General features: G+C 35.6%; 21 protein-coding genes and 1 pseudogene. 6 read left to right on the plus strand and 16 right to left on the minus strand.

Features of this window, described 5'->3' with window-relative positions:
* The 3 genes and pseudogenes from AB3M96_RS20910 to AB3M96_RS20920 all read right to left on the minus strand — a co-directional run.
* Positions 1–329: pseudogene (locus tag AB3M96_RS20910) on the minus strand (hypothetical protein); the annotation flags it as partial.
* A 231-nt stretch (positions 330–560) separates the two neighbouring features.
* Positions 561–1643, minus strand: a complete 1083-nt coding sequence (locus tag AB3M96_RS20915; RefSeq protein WP_412969550.1) for a glycosyltransferase — start codon at positions 1641–1643, stop codon at positions 561–563.
* A 125-nt stretch (positions 1644–1768) separates the two neighbouring features.
* Positions 1769–2215 carry an S-Ena type endospore appendage gene (locus AB3M96_RS20920; RefSeq protein WP_412969551.1) on the minus strand — a complete coding sequence of 149 codons (447 nt, stop codon included), beginning with the start codon at positions 2213–2215 and terminating at the stop codon, positions 1769–1771.
* A gap of 212 nt (positions 2216–2427) precedes the next feature.
* Here AB3M96_RS20920 and AB3M96_RS20925 point away from each other — a divergent pair, with 212 nt between their 5' ends.
* A complete protein-coding gene (locus AB3M96_RS20925) occupies positions 2428–3411 on the plus strand; it encodes a BMQ_0737 family morphogenetic spore coat protein (RefSeq protein WP_412969552.1) in 984 nt (327 codons plus the stop codon).
* Positions 3412–3689: 278 nt separating this feature from the next.
* Here AB3M96_RS20925 and AB3M96_RS20930 read toward each other — a convergent pair whose 3' ends face one another.
* A complete protein-coding gene (locus AB3M96_RS20930) occupies positions 3690–4028 on the minus strand; it encodes a hypothetical protein (protein ID WP_412969553.1) in 339 nt (112 codons plus the stop codon).
* Between the two features lie 163 nt (positions 4029–4191).
* Between AB3M96_RS20930 and AB3M96_RS20935 the strand changes: the two genes are divergently transcribed.
* Together AB3M96_RS20935 and AB3M96_RS20940 are read left to right on the plus strand one after the other, a co-directional pair.
* Entirely contained in the window at positions 4192–4902 is a 711-nt protein-coding gene (locus tag AB3M96_RS20935) for a BMQ_0737 family morphogenetic spore coat protein (RefSeq protein ID WP_412969554.1), read from the plus strand.
* Between the two features lie 216 nt (positions 4903–5118).
* Positions 5119–5937, plus strand: coding sequence for a hypothetical protein (locus AB3M96_RS20940; RefSeq protein WP_412969555.1), 819 nt, complete (start codon positions 5119–5121; stop codon positions 5935–5937).
* Positions 5938–5966: 29 nt separating this feature from the next.
* Here the strand turns inward: AB3M96_RS20940 and AB3M96_RS20945 are convergent, their stop codons facing one another.
* The 9 genes from AB3M96_RS20945 to AB3M96_RS20985 all read right to left on the minus strand — a co-directional run bounded on the left by AB3M96_RS20945 (position 5967) and on the right by AB3M96_RS20985 (position 13292).
* Positions 5967–6743 carry a hypothetical protein gene (locus AB3M96_RS20945; protein ID WP_412969556.1) on the minus strand — a complete coding sequence of 259 codons (777 nt, stop codon included), beginning with the start codon at positions 6741–6743 and terminating at the stop codon, positions 5967–5969.
* Positions 6744–6814: 71 nt separating this feature from the next.
* A complete protein-coding gene (locus AB3M96_RS20950; protein ID WP_412969557.1) occupies positions 6815–7594 on the minus strand; it encodes a HipA family kinase in 780 nt (259 codons plus the stop codon).
* Positions 7572–8675 (minus strand): glycosyltransferase family 4 protein, encoded by a 1104-nt coding sequence (locus tag AB3M96_RS20955; RefSeq protein WP_412969558.1) that lies wholly within the window; start codon positions 8673–8675, stop codon positions 7572–7574. The genes AB3M96_RS20950 and AB3M96_RS20955 overlap by 23 nt, the downstream gene beginning before the upstream one ends.
* 75 nt (positions 8676–8750) lie before the next feature.
* Positions 8751–9716, minus strand: a complete 966-nt coding sequence (locus tag AB3M96_RS20960; RefSeq protein WP_412969559.1) for a protein kinase family protein — start codon at positions 9714–9716, stop codon at positions 8751–8753.
* A gap of 207 nt (positions 9717–9923) precedes the next feature.
* Entirely contained in the window at positions 9924–10205 is a 282-nt protein-coding gene (locus AB3M96_RS20965) for a hypothetical protein (RefSeq protein WP_412969560.1), read from the minus strand.
* A gap of 203 nt (positions 10206–10408) precedes the next feature.
* Positions 10409–10642, minus strand: a complete 234-nt coding sequence (locus AB3M96_RS20970) for a hypothetical protein (protein WP_412969561.1) — start codon at positions 10640–10642, stop codon at positions 10409–10411.
* 105 nt (positions 10643–10747) lie between these two features.
* A complete protein-coding gene (locus AB3M96_RS20975) occupies positions 10748–11095 on the minus strand; it encodes a DUF1360 domain-containing protein (protein ID WP_412969562.1) in 348 nt (115 codons plus the stop codon).
* Positions 11096–11185: 90 nt separating this feature from the next.
* Positions 11186–12472 carry a UDP-glucose dehydrogenase family protein gene (locus AB3M96_RS20980; RefSeq protein WP_412969563.1) on the minus strand — a complete coding sequence of 429 codons (1287 nt, stop codon included), beginning with the start codon at positions 12470–12472 and terminating at the stop codon, positions 11186–11188.
* Entirely contained in the window at positions 12465–13292 is an 828-nt protein-coding gene (locus tag AB3M96_RS20985; protein WP_412969564.1) for a UTP--glucose-1-phosphate uridylyltransferase, read from the minus strand. The genes AB3M96_RS20980 and AB3M96_RS20985 overlap by 8 nt, the downstream gene beginning before the upstream one ends.
* Before the next feature lie 284 nt (positions 13293–13576).
* Here AB3M96_RS20985 and AB3M96_RS20990 point away from each other — a divergent pair, with 284 nt between their 5' ends.
* Entirely contained in the window at positions 13577–13894 is a 318-nt protein-coding gene (locus AB3M96_RS20990) for a hypothetical protein (protein WP_412969565.1), read from the plus strand.
* Positions 13895–13944: 50 nt separating this feature from the next.
* Positions 13945–14409, plus strand: coding sequence for a spore coat protein (locus AB3M96_RS20995; protein ID WP_412969566.1), 465 nt, complete (start codon positions 13945–13947; stop codon positions 14407–14409).
* 169 nt (positions 14410–14578) lie between these two features.
* Here AB3M96_RS20995 and AB3M96_RS21000 read toward each other — a convergent pair whose 3' ends face one another.
* Positions 14579–14830, minus strand: coding sequence for a hypothetical protein (locus tag AB3M96_RS21000; RefSeq protein ID WP_412969567.1), 252 nt, complete (start codon positions 14828–14830; stop codon positions 14579–14581).
* 87 nt (positions 14831–14917) lie between these two features.
* On the opposite strand from AB3M96_RS21000, the gene AB3M96_RS21005 reads away from it, so the two are divergent.
* On the plus strand, positions 14918–15547 hold the full coding sequence (locus tag AB3M96_RS21005) for a LysE family transporter (protein ID WP_412969568.1): 630 nt from the start codon (positions 14918–14920) through the stop codon (positions 15545–15547).
* On the opposite strand, the gene AB3M96_RS21010 is transcribed toward AB3M96_RS21005, so the two are convergent.
* Complete coding sequence (locus AB3M96_RS21010) at positions 15548–16897, minus strand: amino acid permease (RefSeq protein ID WP_412969569.1); 1350 nt, start codon at positions 16895–16897, stop codon at positions 15548–15550.
* A 12-nt stretch (positions 16898–16909) separates the two neighbouring features.
* The gene (gene bcbE / locus AB3M96_RS21015) at positions 16910–18148 is read right to left on the minus strand and encodes a bacillibactin exporter BcbE (RefSeq protein ID WP_412969570.1); all 1239 of its coding nucleotides are present in this window, start codon (positions 18146–18148) and stop codon (positions 16910–16912) included.
* Between the last annotated feature and the right edge of the window lie 367 nt (positions 18149–18515).

The raw sequence follows: 18515 nt of genomic DNA on the forward strand, positions 1-18515 counted from the left end.
GGTCCTGTTGCTCCTGTTGCTCCTGTCGGTCCTGTTGCTCCTGTTGCTCCTGTCGGTCCTGTTGCTCCTGTTGCTCCTGTCGGTCCTGTTGCTCCTGTTGCTCCTGTTGGTCCTGTTGGTCCTGTTGGTCCTGTTGGTCCTGTTGGTCCTGTTGCTCCTGTTGCTCCCGTTGGTCCTGTTGCGCCAGCAGCTCCTATTTGACCGGTTGGTCCTGTTGGTCCTGTTGGTCCAGGTGGCCCCGTTGGTCCACGTTTACCTTTTGGTCCACGTGGTCCACTTATACAGCATTTGGAACATTCACAATCATCATCATGAAATCTAATACCCAAGATTTTTCACCTCTTTCAAATAGTTTCCTTATAATCTATTGAAAAAGGTTCAAGCATGTCTCGGCATTCAACCAGTAAACAAACATTTGATATAAAAATGTGTGTTTATAATTAATAGTTTCTATTTCTTTAAACGATTTACATCAACAGTAAGTTAATTTAATTTCAATCTTGCTTACCTTTTGTACAGATAAAAAAATAGCACAGGTACAATACCTATGCTTTATCTTTTCATTCAACTCTATTTGAAAGTTTTGCATCCAAGAGCTTCTTATTGTTTATTACACTTTCATCTTCCGGACGATATTTCCTTGCAATCTCATTATGATGATTAGCCTTCTCGTAGTCCTCCAAATAGTAATAACAAACACATAAATTTAAATGAGGTACCCAAGTAGTATAGGCTTCATTAAAGAATCCCCAATTATCTTTTGGCCTCTTATAGTTCACAGCAAGTTCATACCAGAATGCGGCTGCTTTATATTTCTGTTTACTTCTTAATAAATATCCTATCTTACAACTAATCTCTGGCCGTGGTTCATCGTATTCAAATGATTTAAAAAGTGCCTGTTTCTGATTTTCAATTTCACCTAATTTAGCATAACAATCAGCTAACCTACCACATGCAGCTATTTTATCCTCGACCCAACCTTCTTTCATATCTAGAAAAATAGTATAATTCTCAATAGCTTTTTCAGTAAATCCATTTTCATCGAGTTCATTCGCATAATAGTAGTAATCACGTGCGCTAAACTTATCACCACGGCTTATTCTATTTTCATAGATTGCTAAGTTTCTACCAGTTGAATGGTGTTTTCTTTTATGTGAAACACAAATATCAGTATCGAGTATTTTGCCATTAACTTGTAAATAGACATGGCAATCTCCATACCATTTAAAATTCTTACTTCTTTTTACTAATCGGTTTCTTCTAAAACTAAGCGTTACGTTTCCATATTTATCAAATCCATAGTTATATATCATTGAAACAGAGTCAACAGATGGGTCGAGTGTTTTTTTCAACTCAAGAAGTTTTTTTTGATCCTCTTCAAAGAGTACATCATCTGCATCTAACCATAGAATATAATCCATTGTTGCATGGCTAAACGAATAATTTCGAGCCGGCGCAAAATCACCAACCCATTCAAAGTCATAAATCTTATCTGTAAATTCACTAGCAATTTCCTTTGAACGATCCGTTGAGCCAGTGTCTACAATTATAATCTCGTCTGCAATGTTTTTAACAGAGTTAAGACAATTCCATAGAACTTCTTCTTCATTCTTTACTATCATACATAAACTTATGGTGATCATATATTATTCACCTCACATTCCTGTTTATCAATATCTAATTTTTGATCAAAGTTCCTAAGGTAAATAAAGCATTAATCAATAACGGGTATGTGTTTCTCCATACCCGTTTTACAAAAAACAAACGATTAACAACCGCAATCCTTATCGTGATCATCAAAATCACATTTAACCTGATAGCGTGGTGTAATACAGATTTTTCCTGAACAATTATTGTCATCTTGCTCTCCATCTGCTGCTCCTGGTGGTGCAGCCGGGCAGAAAACTTCGATTCTATTAAAGTTTGCGGCTGTAAAAGTCATACAACCACCTTCGAAAACTCCAAATGGGCCAGCTACTGGAGTGTTTCCATTGAAGAATCTCACTACGACATTGCTATCTCCAGTGCAGTCCACTGAAATAAAACCTGATGCAAAAACATTTAACCCAGCTGTGACATAAACATTTTGTGCTTGACCTCGTGGAATACACCAATGGCAACATAATTTGTCTTTTACAAAGTCACAAGAATCCTTCTTAAAGTCCTTATGTTTTCCACAGTCATCACAATTGCAAAAATCATGACATTTTCCCATTTCATTGCACCTCCTGTAATTATTATCCTTATATTTGTATTTTCTTTCTCTAACTTTTGAAACGGCACATTTACTATATTCATAGATTTTATATTGTCTTGGCTATTTGCCTTTTTTAAATAGGAAATGAAGTTGTTTCTTTTGCCTAGTACATTATTTGGCTGTTAACCATATGATAAAAAGACCAGTATGAATGAAAGGAGGTACCTTATTTGCAGTTACTAGAACTAAAAAATGATCATAAACACTGTATCCGTACAAAAAAGGTGTTTGACTGGGTTAATCGAATTGTGCATATTAAAGAAAAAGAAATCATTCCATTTCCTCGAAAGAAGGAAGAGTTCAAAGACTGTATTTGCTGTGATTTTAAAATTAAGTGCGATTCTCCTTTACGAACACCACTTTGGACCGGATATGGAGTCCATCATATTGCAGCAACGGTACAAATTAAGTTAACCTCCAGTTGTGGTTGTGTCTTGGATATTTTTGTAAACGGAGAAAAAATAGACTCAATTAGTAAAGGTCAATCCTTCTGCGCTACTCTCGGAAATGTAAAACTTATTGAAGCACAGTGTAGAAACGGTGAAGAATGTAAAACTGATAACAAAAATTGTTGTTGTGGTGAGTTTTTAATCACTATACACTCACTTAATGAAAAGAATTTTGACTGCGATATAAAGGTAGTAAGGTGTTTCTTATCAGATAAAGATGGTAACGAAATTGATCCTTATGCTCCTCATGCAATTGAATGTAAAGAGCTTTTGGAGGAATATCCTAGACAGGATATAAAAGTAACACTCCCAAACGGAAAAAGGGTAAATTTGCAAAAGGTTACCATATTAAAATCTGGTTTTATTACTGTTCAGTTTCTAAACTCTAAAAAGAAAGTCTGCAAGGAATGTACATTTCCTTTTTCTGAAGTTGAAACTTTTCTATTATGTGCTCCACCTGGAACAGAGATAAAATGCGATATTAGTGATTTCGAATGTAATGTTTATCAACTCCCATTACCAGGCAAAGAAAAAGACTGTATTAAAATCCAATTATCGATTCAAATTTGCCAGAGCATACAAGTAATAGGTGAAGTGAAGGTTGAAATAACCGGTAAGATTTGTAATCCTAGGGTTGAAACCGAAATAATATCAAATTGCCCTTCCCTTGATCAACCAGAAGAATGCCCTTTAATACCAACATAAAAAAATGGAGTTTCAATGAAGCTCCTTTTTGTTTTTACAAAAAAAGAAAACCTCCCACCGAAGTTTATTCGATTAGAGGTAGATCACTTTTATCGCTTTACTTTCTTCCCGCATCCACATCCGCCAGTTTTCTTTTTTGGTTTATTTGTATTTGAGGATGAGTACGCTTTTAACTCGTTAGTCGTACTTTTCTGATTGTTATTATTCATTCATAACTCCTCCATAGTTTTTTTTATTAGACAGTGTATGCTGGATCGCTACTTTTCGTTTTCCACGTTCTACTTATTTTTCTGTTTACTTTCATGAACAAGATTACTCAAAAACCAGCTATTGTTTATTTCGTTATCTGGATCTTTCGTTGTTTGTGTATTATTTTTATGCGTATTTCTTTTTTGAGATGAGTTACTGATTTCTTCCCTATTTTGGCCAACTTTCCTTAATCCGAGCTGTTCCTTCAATGCGGCATTCTCTTCACGAAGTCTTTCTACTTCTGAATGTAATTTTTGATTTTCAAACAACAATTTTTCTTTACGTGAGGATTTGTATTTTTCTAACTCTGCTTGCAGATGAATAATTTTCTGCTGTAGAATAACCGGATTACTAGAATTTAGATTCACCTTCTTCGCCTCCAAACCTAACTTTTTTCTAAATGAGTACGTTGCTACACCTTATCATATGAAGAAAATTCCGCTCTTGTCACAGCACACTTGACTACTGAAAACATACTATACAGTAGCCCCATTACCCAAGGGTTATTATTATAAAAAAGGAGGAACACAAGTGGGTCTTAAATCAAGAGATACAGAAAGATTATGTATTAAAACAACTAAAGTATATGACTGGATTACTCGCCAACTAGAAGTTGATCTTTCATTTACTGATGACAACCTAAATACAAAATTTGTATGTGGTACTAGTACAGAAGACACATTGATGGAACTATGTGAAGTACTTGAGGGTCAAGAAGAAGTAGAAGTAAATTGCTTCTTAAGTGATAAAAACGGTAACCCAATTGAGACAGGATTCCAAGATAAAAATCAAATAAAGGTTCAAGAAATTTCTCGCCGCCAGCCAGTTACTGTTACATTACCAAACGGTGATGAAGTCACTCTACAAAGAGTTAAAACTCTTGTTAGAGGTTTCATTATGGTTGAAGTTCTAGATGGTATGGGTAATGAACTTTGTGTAACAAAGCATCCGATTCCTTTCGCTACAACTCAAACATTCTTATTGTGCGCTCCAGAAGGTACAGAGTTAAAAGCACATGTATCATTTGTTGAATGCGACGCAACTCTAATTTGCGAGCCTGAGGAATTCCAACAATTAGATATCAATCTTACTCTTTGCTTAGAAGTGCAAATGGAAGCAGACGTAAAGCTTGAAATCGAAGGAAGATTCTGTCAACCACGTGAAGAAATTCTAGAAGATGTGACATTATGTCCGACAGAAAAGTTTCCACCACAATGTCCAGAAGTTTTTCCTGCACACTAAGCAGGCCAGGGTAAACTAGGCTGTTGTTCAATCAACAGTCTAGTTAATTTTTCAGCACTACTGTATGGGTATAGTCAAAATTACTCGGTTAATACCGAGTTTTTTTATTAACCCAACTACAAATACAATATGATAATAACTAAAAACGTGCAGCTTCGTAGGAAAACACCAATCGTAGATATTTTACATAAGTTGTATTGGAGAGGAGGAAATATTTTGAATCCGAAACACCAAAATACTCGCCAAGATGACAGTATACAGCTAAGGCAAAGAATTATTCATTTTCAATCAGAAATTGCAACCTACGAAAATAAAATAAAATCCTTACAGGCCATGCTAGAAAAAGAAAAAATACGAAACAGCTATCTTCAGGAAAAATTATATTCGCTTGAGGAACAGCAGGTTGGTACCTATTTAAAAGAAATACATTCTCTAAAGGAACAACTTCTTCAAACAGAAGTAGCTTTGGAAGAGGAGAAACAAAGGGCTGCGGTTTTGCAGAAAAAAGTCGTCACCTCTGAAACTAAGAGACCAGAGGAAAAAGAAGAAAAACTGTCACCAAAACCTTCTCCAAGCATTCAGGCTCATTTCGCTTACTCCTTAATCCTTCCTACTTTTGAAGAAGGTGATATGGAAACTACAATATTTGGGGATTTTATCCTTAAAAACAATGGCACAGTTCCATTACATGATATTATTGTTTGTATTAAGATCACTCCAGTCGATGCCGGAAACCTCAGTGGTAAAATAGCTACAAAGTCAAAACAAAGCGAATCTTATTTACCTAATACTCCAGAGAACAATTGGCAGTTTTTACATGATAATTGGAAAGAAAAGATTAAGGAGCAAGGAGAATATTGGATTACCTATACTAACCCGGAACCTATAAAACCAGGAGAGATGATTTATTTTTCCCAATTTGAAGTCCAACTCCCTATTAAAGAATCTAGTAAATCCACAATTGTGGATGGTTATGTGTATAGTAAAGAGATACCAAAAGGAGTTTTCTCGTTAAACAAAATCATTATAAATTAATAAATAGCTGTTCAATTAGAGCAGCTATTTCATTCCTTACTATAGTAAAAGCCCATGTCTAAGTAAGCTTTTTTTAAATGAAACCCTAGAGTTTCGATCAATCTTGAATCAGTGGTTAGTAATAAATGTGTAATAATATATGGCTTATTAACTACTCGCTTTAAACTAGGGATATTCAATGAATCTAGTTTTATTAATTTATTAGTAGAAGCATGTATAAATATTGTAAAATGCTCTTCCAAATAATGAATGTACTCCTCTATATTTACACCATTCTCCTTGAGCTGGATACTATTAAACTCTATATAACCAACCACCTGCTCACATGAATCCACTACTCCTTTTAATCTTTTTAAGAAAAAAGATTCAAACCCATCAAGTCTCATGTTAAATAACAGCCTCCCATAGTTCTTATCTTCAAGGGGAACTAACTGGGGAAGTGCCTCATATACAACTTGATTGGATACCAATGTGGCACTCGTCGTAGGTATAATCTCAATTTGACTAAAATTGGGGTGATTTTGCTTTGATTTGATAAGATATGGGATATATTCAGGATTCATCTCGAACGCAATAATCTTTGTCTCTTTTTCGTAGGTAGTCGAAAAAAGGACTTCTCCAAACTGAGCTCCTACATCTATAACGATATCAGGTTGAAACTGTGAAATAGCATCTCTCCATAGATTTGTAAGTTTAGGATTTGTAATTCCGTTATATTTCATTAGATGCCTTCCTTTATGAGTATCCCTCTTAACATACAACTCATGATCAGAACCTGCAATTGTTACCTTTTGATACGAGTCCACTCCGATACCTCCAATTAATCATAATTGTGGGTAATGACTCCTGTTTAAAAAGGCAGCTGAGTAGCTGCCCATTATTTTTCTATATGAAGTGGCCGATATCTTACTTTTATAAAGTCTCGTATTAATTTTGGTAATACGATATCTCTACGACAAACTAAATAATCGACTACTTGTTTTTTATCGTCCTCAGTTATACCCCAATCTTCAGGAATAAACTCTACAATCTCATTTAATAAATGAATTGGGATCGATTGTATAATTGCAAGTTGATCATAGAAGGCTTTTTCATCCTCTATAAATTCAGCAATTATTTCATGAGTGGCACTTTTCATTAATTTTCTGCAGTACGTAGATAGGTTGCTGTTATCCCATGCAAAAGAGCCAAAAATATCTGCGTGATCAATGATATATAACTGGTGTTTATTATCATCCATTTCTTTAAAGAGAACATTTTTCCTAGTTCTGTCTTGGTTATATAACCAGTAATCGAAAATGATAATCCCCGCAAGCTGTTCCCGATTAACTACATTTGGAGTCGTTAATTCATGTGCGTTTTTACACCCGGGTATATATTCAGTTGCAAATTGTGTCTTCGTATATTTAATTAATTCACCATCAGTTAATCCTTCAAAATAAGACTGCGGAATTTCTACAAATCTACTTGGTGGAACAGGTAATTGCAAAAAACGAGCAATGGCATATCCAACCCATTCATTAAAAAGGACCTTCTCTTGACCTTCCTTTAAAAACTTTACAATATACTGTTTGCCATTATCGAAGGAAAACAGATGTGCATTATTGGACTTGCCTTCAAAAAGTTGATGATATTTAATCGGTTGTATGTTGACCACCTCCTGTTAATTCTTGAAGTAATTCAACATAACGCTCTGCACAGGTAGAAATGGAAAAGGTAGTTTCCACAAGCTTTCGTGCATTTTGGGATAAAGTTTCATAATAGTTGGGTGCATCAATGATTTGATAGATCTTTTGCGCTGCTTCTCTTGCACTTTCCTCACGATAAAGCAAGCCAGTTTTTCCATCAACCACGATTTCAGGAATCGATGAGATATAAGGGGCTACTACGGGCACTCCACAAGCCATAGACTCAATGAAAGTATTACCAAAAGACTCTCCTTTTGTTGTAGCAATTGTACAACCACCCGTTTGTTTGATTTTCGCATACATGTGGGGCATTTCCTGATATGGGATTACAGGATACCATTTTACAATATCCGTAAGCGAATGCTCACTTCGATAAACCTCAAACTCATCTCTTTGGACACTTTTTTCGCCACCAATAATCCATATTTCAATATCATTTCTTTCACTTTTAATTAAGTGGGCAATTTCCATTAATAACTTCCAGTTTTTCCGGCCATCCAGTCTGCCAATATAGGCAACTACCTTCTTCCCCTCTGGGACAATTGGTTTTGTATTGGCATGTATTTCATTAGGTGTAAGTGGCTTAAAAAACGTCGTATCGATGCCGTTATAGATCACTTCGTATGGTGCGTTAGAGTCAATTAATATCGATGCTAAACGTTTTTGATGATGAGAAGGCACAATAATTCGGTCCGGCGTTACTTCATCAAAGTCTGGCAGGTGCCTTGTTAGTTTAATAATCTCTGGAGTTCGTGCCTCAATCAGAAGTGGCCCCGTATACCCTGCTTTCCTTATCCATTTGTAGCCCTTTTGTGTATCACAAATAATGACTACATCATAGTTATTCTTTTGAATAATATTCACAATTTCTTTTTTATCATCAGTGAGATAGACGGTTGCAACATCTTCCATGATGTGCATACCACCAAGGTCTTTTACATACATGAAGTCTGTATCGATCCCGTACTTTTTAAAATAAACGGCACGATTTCTCCAGCCTGCATTAACCCCACCAACCGTTAATAAGCGCCAAATGACTAAAACTCTCAAGATTAGCCTCCTTTCATTCATTTTTCTAAGAAAAACAGAATTTTAACTAGTAAATTAAAATTCTGTCTCTCCCGACTACTTCTTTTTCTTGCGTTTCTTTTTCGATGATGAATAGATTCTTGGCTTCTTACTGTCTGTTGCTTCATCCCAAATTGAACTTCGTTTTCCTTTTTTCTTCTTTCCTTCAAAGTTATAAATATACTGTCTCTCTAGTTCCTTTGCATTTGCTTTTACGTATTCTACGTCCAATCCTTGAGCGATTAATCCTTTTACCCACTGCTCTTTGTGAACCTTTCTAACTAAATCTTCAATTTTGGAATCCCATTCAGTTTGGCCAGTTGCTAATATTTTCGCTTCTTTCTTAAGCTTTTTTGCATCTACTTTTCCGTTTTCGAAATATTTTTCATGTAATGCTGTAGCGAATTTTTCCATCTCCATATATTTCTGCCACTCTTCAAATAGCTCTGGTGCCATTTCTTTTACATGTCCTAAGAAGACCTCTCTATATTGGTCTCCTAAGCTGTTTAATAGTTTTCTAGGATATGGATATACACGGTTTCTCCATACAGTAGTACCGACATCTAGAACCTTTAAATTCCCATCCTCTTGCACAAAGATATGTCGTTTATGGTGATCGATTCTTTCTAAGCCGATTTGTTTATACGTAATGAGGAGGTTAATTAACTTTTCAGATAAAGCTTTCGTTATTGGTTGTGATTGTAAATATTCCCTTAAGTCAATTCCATAAACCATTTCCATTGCGATAAACTTTGGTCCATGACAAAAAACCTTAGGAAAAAGGCTCGTTTGTTGACCTAATGATAATGCATAATGCTCTCTGGCACATACATCTTCTTCTCCATATACTTTTACACAAACATTTTCATTAATCTGAAATACAGCTCCGTGTACTCCTTTACCTATCATCGTAAGTGATGTATTATTCTGCACTGAAACATCTGTATCTTCATGTGATTGGACATGTATATTTTTGACATACTCTTCTATTTCCTTACAATCCACATTCACTTTATGATTCATTTCAATTTCACCTCACAGTTTTTATCTTTTTTCATACTTAAAGGGCTTTTAAACTAGGCCAAAATAAAGCTATCAATGTATACTATTCCAGACATAATTTGTTGTATAGGACAAATTGATTAGGAAACTTAAAAAAATTTTGAAAGGACTGCATTATCTTGTAAGCAGCCCTTTCTACAATCTTGTATCATTTCTAAATTGTTCACATTACTGTTTTTTTTCTGGAGTTGTCTCTGGAATATCTTCTTTGATTGTTTCTGTGGCTGTAGCAGTTGCTTCTATTACTGGCTGAATAGCTTCACCCTCTTTAGCAGCTTCTACAGCTGCAGCGTCGGCTTCTGCTTTGGCTTTTGCCTCTAGTTCTGCTTGAGTGACAAAATCAAATTGAACATTTATAGAAAGATTACGTAGTGCACTTTCCAGTTCTTCTCTTACTATCGCTCTATATTCTTGGTATTTCTTTGATTTATCCTTCTCCTTTTTTCCCATGTTCTCACCTCCAAACTCAGTACTATACCTTATACTTTTTTTGCAAACTTGTAAGTGTGTTTGTCCCACGATTAATTATTCATTTTATAAAACAGGCGATTATTTATAGCCTTTTAGTTAATAGGAGGATCAATAAATAGCATAAAAAAAACGGAAGCATCACATAAGATACTTCCGTTTATCAATTATATGATCCATAGGAGTTACGCCTTTCTCTTAAGCTGGTCAATAATACTGTGGATTTCACCTATATTTGCATCAGGGCCAATTGTTATCTGTAAATCCTTAACCTGAATATCCATCCCTAGGACTTGAATGGAAACTCCCCCTGGTGCATTTACACTTAATAGGTTACTATCATTGCTATTTACTACTACTTCTTGATTCTCTGTCTGTGATGGCGTATTGTTATTTTTCGCTGGTCCATTTTTCCCCATGTTTTTCACCTCTTTACTGTTCCTATTTCCTACTATATGGAAAATGACTATAGTTTGTATGGACAGGAGTGTAGAAAGAGGAAAATGTGTAAATGTCCTAGTAGGTTAATGTAATAGTTTTGAAATAATAGACTCTACAATTGCTGCAAGCCCAGCAACTGCAAAAATAAACAGAAGAGGTTCAGATAAATTAAAATAATACTCATAGACAACATAAAGAAATCCTGCTGACCAAACACCCGTACACCAGTGACAGCTTAATAACTCTCCAATCCATTTTCTAATTCCTGTTCCCTTTATCTGAATATACTCTTCAATCGTTCCATCTGGTAATTCTTCTTCAATTATGTCGTGAAAAGGTCTTCTTATAAACTCGGTAATTTTATCGTAGACTAGTAGTCTAGTTAGACGAAAGCTCGCCAGGGATAAGATTAAAAAATCAAATAAACTCATACTTTTGCCTCCATTCGAGCGGTTGAATAAACCCGTACAATAATAAAATATGGTCATCATTTACAATAAATGATGACCTTTTAAACAAACTCACTTTTTTCCTACACCTTCATAAATAAATCCCAGCTTTTCCATTTCGTGTTTCAAAAATAAATTTCTACCGTCAAAGAAATAAGGATGGTTAACTGCATTCTTGAGTTTTGACCAATCTAACACCTTATACTCTTCCCAGTCTGTACAAAGTAATATCGCGTCAACACCCGCTACTGTTTCTTGTACACTAGAAAATTGTTTAACTCCAGGTTTTGATAGTTTAACAATTGGATCATGTACCCCCACTTTACAGCTCTTCTTAAGTAACTCATCTATAATGATAAAGCTTGGGGATTCACGTGTATCATCCGTCCCAGGTTTAAAAGCCAAACCAAGTACTGCAATTCTTTTATTCTGTAATTCTCCCAAAGCTTGCTCAAGTTTCTTAATGAAATACAGTGGTTGAGATTGATTAATTGACTCGACTTCTTCTAATATACTAAGTTTCATTCCATACTCTTTGGCAGTTGTAATTAATGCACTAACATCTTTCGGAAAGCAAGATCCACCATAGCCAATTCCTGCTTTTAAAAAGTGTGGACCGATTCGATGATCTAATCCAATTCCTTTAGAAATTTCATCAATATCGACTTCTAACGTATCACACAGTCTTGCAAGTTCATTTATAAAGGATATTTTTAAGGCTAGGAAAGAATTCGAGGCATATTTAATTAGTTCTGCAGCCTTTGTTGTAGTTTCTAGTATCGGAGCGCTTTCATCTTGATATAGATTCTTCATCATTTCTGTCGCTTTTTTACTTGTGCTTCCTAGTACGATTCGATCAGGATGGAGTGCATCAAAAAGAGCCGTACCTTCCCTTAGAAATTCTGGATTTGATACTACATCAAATGGAATATTCCTGTTTTGTTCCTTAATAATATCCCTAACAATATCAGCGGTTCCAACTGGAACAGTACTCTTGTTAATAACAACCTTATAGCTATTCATATAGGTGCCAATCAATTTAGCAACTTCATGAACTGCACGTAAATCAGCACTTCCATCCTCGTGCTTAGGGGTTCCTACACAGATAAATATCATATCATTTTCTTCAACTGCCGTTTTGGGATCAGTAGTAAACGAGATATTTTTCTCGCTAAGATGTTTCTTTAATAGTTCCGGAAGCCCTTGTTCGTAAAAATGTAATTCTCCACTTGTTAATGCCTCTACCTTTTTCTGATCAATATCTAGGCCAGTAACTCTATGGCCTTTTTCACATAAAACTAATCCCGTTGTGGTACCTACATATCCTGTTCCTATTACTAATACATTCACCTTACTCATCCTTCTCTTCTTGTTGTAGTGTATATACTTTCTGAATGAGTCTGACGTAATCAGCTTCTTTTGCAATGTCAAAGCGCTCACTAGCAACTTCAAGACCATACGCCTGATCTTCTTGAATTACATGTTTAATGGCATCTGTTAACTGAATTTCGGAGCCTACTCCAGGTTTAATAGATTCTAACCAAGGAAAAATATTAGGCTTTAAGATATACCTACCTGTTACAGCAAGGTTGGAAGGAGGATTATTTTCAGGCTTCTCAACAATGTCCGAAATTTTATATAATCGATCTTTTTCCTTTTTTTCTACTTTAATAACTCCATAGCTTTTTAAATGTTGCTTCTCCACTTCTTGAAGCGCTAGTACGCTCTTTCCGTGGACCTTATAGGAGTCTATTAGCTCATTTAATGGTGAGATGCTTGAAGACAAATAGACTTCATCGGGTAGTAAAATGGCAAAAGGGTCGTCTCCAACGAAATCCTTTCCTAAAGAAATGGCATGCCCTAAACCCTTAGGATAAAACTGTCTTGTATAATAAATTTTCACATCAGGAAGCCGTACCTTTTCTAGGAGATGTTCTTTGTTTTGCTCCTTAAGAAAAGCCTCCAATTCCAGGGACCTATCATAGTAATCCACAATTAGATTTTTAGTACGGGAAACAATCATCAATATCTCTTCTATCCCAGCATTTACAGCTTCTTCGATAATATAGTCAATTGCAGGACGTCCTCCGATAGGGAGCATTTCTTTTGGAACTACCTTCGTAAATGGTAATCCACGTGTTCCAAATCCTGCTGCAGGTATAATAGCTTTTTTTATCATTTACTATCTCCCCCCTTCTGTTATTATCCAATTTATTCAGAAGTTGTCTTAGAGGAAGTTGTCCACCCTAGAAAGGGCAATAAATGATAAAAGTGCATATCCGGTTATTTCCTATTAATAGGGAAAAGTCTAGTGATTATTATGAGGTAAAAAAACATAGGGAGAAGTCTAGCATTTGTTATATTTTTCTTAAAAAAATGTGAAAATCTCCACTGATGACTTATACACATTTAGTGACAAGTACATATAGTAGCAATGTGCTAGAAAATAAAGGAGGGGTGAGCATGGGGTTAGATCCACAAAACTTACAAGATTCACAGCAAAAACTTATGAATATGCTTGTACGGAATATTTTAAATAAAAATGGCGTTCAAGCTAATACTCGTAATCTAACAAATAGCCAAAAGCAAGAACTTCGAAACACCATTCGAAGACTACAACAACAAACTCAACAATTTTTAAATAACACGCAAACAAATGTAACTGAGAACGATGCAAATCCAGAGACAGGTATGGTTGAAAGTACAAATAGACCTTCAGTCAATACTTCGAGGGTTTCAAACAAATCTTCAAATCGAGTGTTACGAAGCAAGAAAAAATAGGAATCAGTTATTACTAATTGATAACAAAAAATTTTAAGGAGGAAACTGGAATGAATCAAGAAACTTACCGTTTCAATACTGCAGACCAAAATAGATGGTCTGCTTTAGATCCAAGCTCTGAACACCAATGCTTTAACGATAGCGACGATGTCGTTCAAGAAGCTACACAGGTTGCTGACAATTTACAATTAAATGAGGAGTTAATCTTCATTAAGGACTCTTGTGATGTAACTGTTACTACAACTGATACAAAGGCTGCTTTAAATCTTCAAGCTGCATTACAAGCTGCCATTGCCTTAGTAGTAAGTATTTCTATCGCTGACAGCTCTCAAGCTCAGAAAGTGACTCAAGAGCTTCTACAAGCTTCTAGAAACAGACAGATCTCCCGCCAGAAGACTGTTGTTGAAAACTCTAGAAATGTCAATGTAACAACAACTGACACACAAATTGCAGTTAACATCCAATTATTACTTCAAATCCTACTTGCTTTATTAGTTCAAGTTGATATACTCTAGTCACTTTCCTATAGATAGTATATGTATTTGCCCCAAATCGTGACATTGTTGCTTGCCCATTTATAAGAAGTTCTTTAAAACAACAAAACCACGCAGACACTTATGTCTTCGTGGTTTTTAAGTGTTTGGAGATGGTATAAAACGTATATAACATGTTCATAAGTATCTTCTAAAACTCATCTGTTGCTTCTATTGAATGTTGTGTTTCTTCAAGATGACGCAGATATTCCATCGCATGGTGTGCTTTTTGGTGTCCAGTTATTAACTCCTCAACTTCTAAAAGCTGTTGCTTCGCTTGATAAATCATGTTTTGTGCATGTTGAAATCTTGCTGGGTCTTCATTCGCTTGGGATTCTATGACAGCCCTCTCTGCTTCATAAACTGAGTCGATAAATTGTTGAATTTGATGTTCACTTTGCATATTTGACTACTCCTCGGTAAAAAAGTGTCGTACAAGTCCTACCTCTTGAATAGAATTTTGAGACAAGTCTTTTCAAGGGGTGTAAATATGGGTGTCTTATTAAGTTATGTACTACTTGGCCTAAGTTTAGCAGCACCTATTGGTCCAGTGAATGCTGCTCAATTAGACAGGGGGATTAAATTTGGCTTTCTTCATGCTTGGCTAGTGGGTGTCGGTGCAGTCCTAGCCGATGGTATTTATATGCTAATTGTTTATCTGGGACTCGTAACTTTCATTAATACACCATTTATTCAAACATTCTTATGGCTTTTTGGATGCTTCGTATTATTGTATACAGGTATAGAAAGTATCATGAACGCTGGTACAATTCATCTCCAAAGAAACAAGAACCGTGAACCTGCCTTTAAAGCCTTTTGGTCAGGCTTTTTAATGTCTATTACAAATCCATTAACCATCTTATTTTGGCTTGGGATCTACGGTTCTGTTTTAGCTAAGACAGCAGCTACATCTACGAGTAGCGAGCTAATTCTATATAGTGCAGCGATTTTTAGTGGATTGCTGTTATGGGATGTCGCAATGGCTACAATCGCAAGTGGTTTCCGTAGAATTTTAACCTCTCGATTATTAGCGTTTATTTCCATTGTGTCAGGCCTGTCACTTGTTGGTTTCGGTATTTACTTTGGATATCAAGGAATTACGTTACTACTTAGTCACTAGTTACTTTTGTTTTTCAAGCTTTTGAAACAAAGTGCCAGCACCAGCAGAGCCTTCCTTTTTCCAGGAAGAGCGTTTAATTAATACAAAGATTGCTATAATGGTTACAAAGCCTAAGCTAATGAAAAAGCCTGGTCTAATTTCTTTATTAAATAATGTTCCACTAACTGCAAGTAAAATTAATAGCATTCCCATATAATATTTCATTCGGTCCATCATACCAGGCTTTAACAAGCGATTAGCTGAAAGCAGGATAAACAACCAGTTGTAAAGTAACATCAATCCTGCTCCAGTAGTTATATATTCGTATATACTGTCAGGCATCAATAATGATAATATGATGGATGTGACTAACCCAGATGCTGTTAAAATAAATGCAGGAAGTGGAACCTTCAGTTTTCCTTTTTTAGCGAAGAAACGCGGTGCGTCACCATCTTCAGCTAGGGAAACTAAAATACTTGTTACCCCAAACAATGCTGCAACCATCGTTGAAAAACCGCCAATTATTAGTGCTCCGTTGAAAATATCGGCTACCAAAGGAATGTTGTAGTTTTTTAAGGCAACAACAAAAGTGCTCTCTTCTCCAGTAAATACCTTCCAGGAAACTAACATTACTGCAAGCCCTATTGAGAGTAAATAAATTATGGTTAACAAAAGAATCATTATTTTCCCTGACTTTGGAGCATCATTCTTATTTTTAAGTTCTGTAGCCATTAACCCCATGACTTCAATACCGCCAAATGCATAAAATGCAAAAATAAAAGCTGACCATAAGCCGATGATACCTTTTGGAAAATAATCTGCAGGCATTTGTGGATCACGAGTTCCATCAATTGTTCCAAATACGGCTAGTAATGCAATAATGATAAACATTAAGATAGCTGAAATTTTTATTAAAGCGAAAATGTTTTCTAAACGACTCAGTCCATTTGAACCAATTAATAGGACTCCCAACCCCAAGACAGCATAAACTGCCGCAAAAATATATAAGGGGATATCCGGAAACCAAAACTTTGTGAATATGGATAAAGCAGTCAATTGACTACCCATAATTAACATTTCAGAGCTCCAGTAAATCCATCCAATACTAAACCCAGCCCATCTCCCCATTGCTTGCTTAGCATACGTTCTAAAAGCACCTTTTTCCGGTTTTTTAGCTGTCATTTTTGCGAGAGCATCAAATACAAAATAGGTTCCGATTGCAGCTAATACAAAAGCAATAAGTATGGAGGGTCCAGTTGTTCGAATAGCAATGCTGGACCCTAGGAAAAATCCTGTACCAATTGTACAACCTACTCCAAATAAAGATAACTGCCACCATTTTAATTTTTTTTCAGACTTCTTTTTAGCCATAGTTTTTCTCCTTTACTTCTCCTTCTTCATCTTTTGGAACAAGGAATCGGTTCGAACCCGTTTAGGTGGCTTAATAAAAAACAAAACCAAAATGGCAGCAATTGCGGAGATAGCTGTGACTTTAAAAAATAAGATATCGTGTGAAATTTTCATTAATACCGCAAACACTGGCGGACCTACGGCAACGCCAACAAATCTCGCACTGCTGTATATAGAGGTAATAGTTCCCCGTTCCTCTTTTCCAATTCCATTTGTTATCAATGCGTCCAAACTTGGAAGAGCAACACCAATACCTATTCCACTAACTACTAGAGCGGCTAAGAAAATGTAGAGATTCTCCGTATAACAGATTCCAAAAATAGCTAATGTTGTACCAAATATGCCGATAAAAATTATCCACTTTATCGCATTTTTGTCGTCCCCTAGTTTTTTACCTGTAATAAAGGAGGCTAAACAAAGCGCACCTAATGGGATAGCTAAAACCAAGCCTTTTAATATGCCATCTATTCCATACTTGTCTTCCAAAATGGAAGATAAAAAGAAGAGCATTCCAAATAGAATATACATACAAATAGCTCCAACAATAAAAATCGAATAGAGCCAACGTCCCTCATCTTTTAGAATACGCTTAATTTTTTTCAAGAAGAAAGCAAAACTCGAAGTATCTACTTCATTATCCTTAGGGGTAACAATCATAAACTGAATCATTAATATTGAGATTAAACAAAAGACAGGAAATGCAAAAAATGGAATGAACCAAATTATTGATGCTAGAACTGCTCCAAGGATCGGACTTAATACCTTCCCAAACGTATTTGACGTTTCAATTAGGCCGAGTCCAGTATTAACATCTTTCTCACTTTTACACATATCTCCAACTAAAGGAAGAACAATTGGTGATGCTCCTGAGGCACCTACCCCTTGTAATAGTCTTCCGACAAGTATTATCCAATAGGGGCTTTCTAGTAGCCAAGAAGCTGCACCAGCAATAAGTCCACCAATCCCTGCAATAATAAGACTAGGTATAATAACCTTTTTCCTACCAATTCTGTCTGATAAAAAACCTGCAACTGGAATTAATACAATTGCAACAATTGAATAAATAGTAATGATTAGGCTCGATTGAAATGGAGTGATATCCATTTCTTTCTCCATTACTGGTAAAACAGGTATAAGCATAGAATTTCCTAAGGTCATAACCAATGGGATTGACGCAAGTGAAAGCACTCCCCATTTTTCCTTTTTCTCCATTTTACTATCTCCTTCGGAATTCTAGTTGTAGTGGGTCAAGATTAACCTATCCTTAAAATGCACGAAGTATTCAAATTGAGAAGACAGAGTACTATCACAAAATCTTTATAATTTTACTTACTGTAATTAATTACTGAGAGTCCCTGGCGCATTTCTTTTACGATGAGGGCTAATCATTAGGTACATAGTATTTTTTGAAGCTCATTTTTCAGATATTAGGCAGGATTCTTATCCTCCTATAAGCTAAAAATTAACCCACTTAAAAGTGGGCTAATTCTCTTTTAGTTTAGATTTTTAGGTTTCATACTTTTTTCAGCATTATTAAAATGTACAAGCTTATTTTCACCTGAATGAGAATTATTATGTA

Source organism: Ferdinandcohnia jepli, from assembly GCF_047246645.1.
Taxonomy (GTDB): domain Bacteria; phylum Bacillota; class Bacilli; order Bacillales; family Bacillaceae_L; genus Ferdinandcohnia.

Excerpts from the sequence above, each read along its gene's own strand:
- AB3M96_RS20915 (WP_412969550.1), bottom strand. The coding sequence starts at position 1,643 with ATGATCACCATAAGTTTATGTATGATAGTAAAGAATGAAGAAGAAGTT.
- AB3M96_RS20920 (WP_412969551.1), bottom strand. The coding sequence starts at position 2,215 with ATGGGAAAATGTCATGATTTTTGCAATTGTGATGACTGTGGAAAACAT.
- AB3M96_RS20960 (WP_412969559.1), bottom strand. The coding sequence starts at position 9,716 with ATGAATCATAAAGTGAATGTGGATTGTAAGGAAATAGAAGAGTATGTC.
- AB3M96_RS20965 (WP_412969560.1), bottom strand. The coding sequence starts at position 10,205 with ATGGGAAAAAAGGAGAAGGATAAATCAAAGAAATACCAAGAATATAGA.
- AB3M96_RS20970 (WP_412969561.1), bottom strand. The coding sequence starts at position 10,642 with ATGGGGAAAAATGGACCAGCGAAAAATAACAATACGCCATCACAGACA.
- AB3M96_RS20975 (WP_412969562.1), bottom strand. The coding sequence starts at position 11,095 with ATGAGTTTATTTGATTTTTTAATCTTATCCCTGGCGAGCTTTCGTCTA.
- AB3M96_RS20980 (WP_412969563.1), bottom strand. The coding sequence starts at position 12,472 with ATGAGTAAGGTGAATGTATTAGTAATAGGAACAGGATATGTAGGTACC.
- AB3M96_RS20985 (WP_412969564.1), bottom strand. The coding sequence starts at position 13,292 with ATGATAAAAAAAGCTATTATACCTGCAGCAGGATTTGGAACACGTGGA.
- AB3M96_RS20990 (WP_412969565.1), top strand. The coding sequence starts at position 13,577 with ATGGGGTTAGATCCACAAAACTTACAAGATTCACAGCAAAAACTTATG.
- AB3M96_RS20995 (WP_412969566.1), top strand. The coding sequence starts at position 13,945 with ATGAATCAAGAAACTTACCGTTTCAATACTGCAGACCAAAATAGATGG.
- AB3M96_RS21000 (WP_412969567.1), bottom strand. The coding sequence starts at position 14,830 with ATGCAAAGTGAACATCAAATTCAACAATTTATCGACTCAGTTTATGAA.
- AB3M96_RS21005 (WP_412969568.1), top strand. The coding sequence starts at position 14,918 with ATGGGTGTCTTATTAAGTTATGTACTACTTGGCCTAAGTTTAGCAGCA.
- AB3M96_RS21010 (WP_412969569.1), bottom strand. The coding sequence starts at position 16,897 with ATGGCTAAAAAGAAGTCTGAAAAAAAATTAAAATGGTGGCAGTTATCT.
- bcbE (WP_412969570.1), bottom strand. The coding sequence starts at position 18,148 with ATGGAGAAAAAGGAAAAATGGGGAGTGCTTTCACTTGCGTCAATCCCA.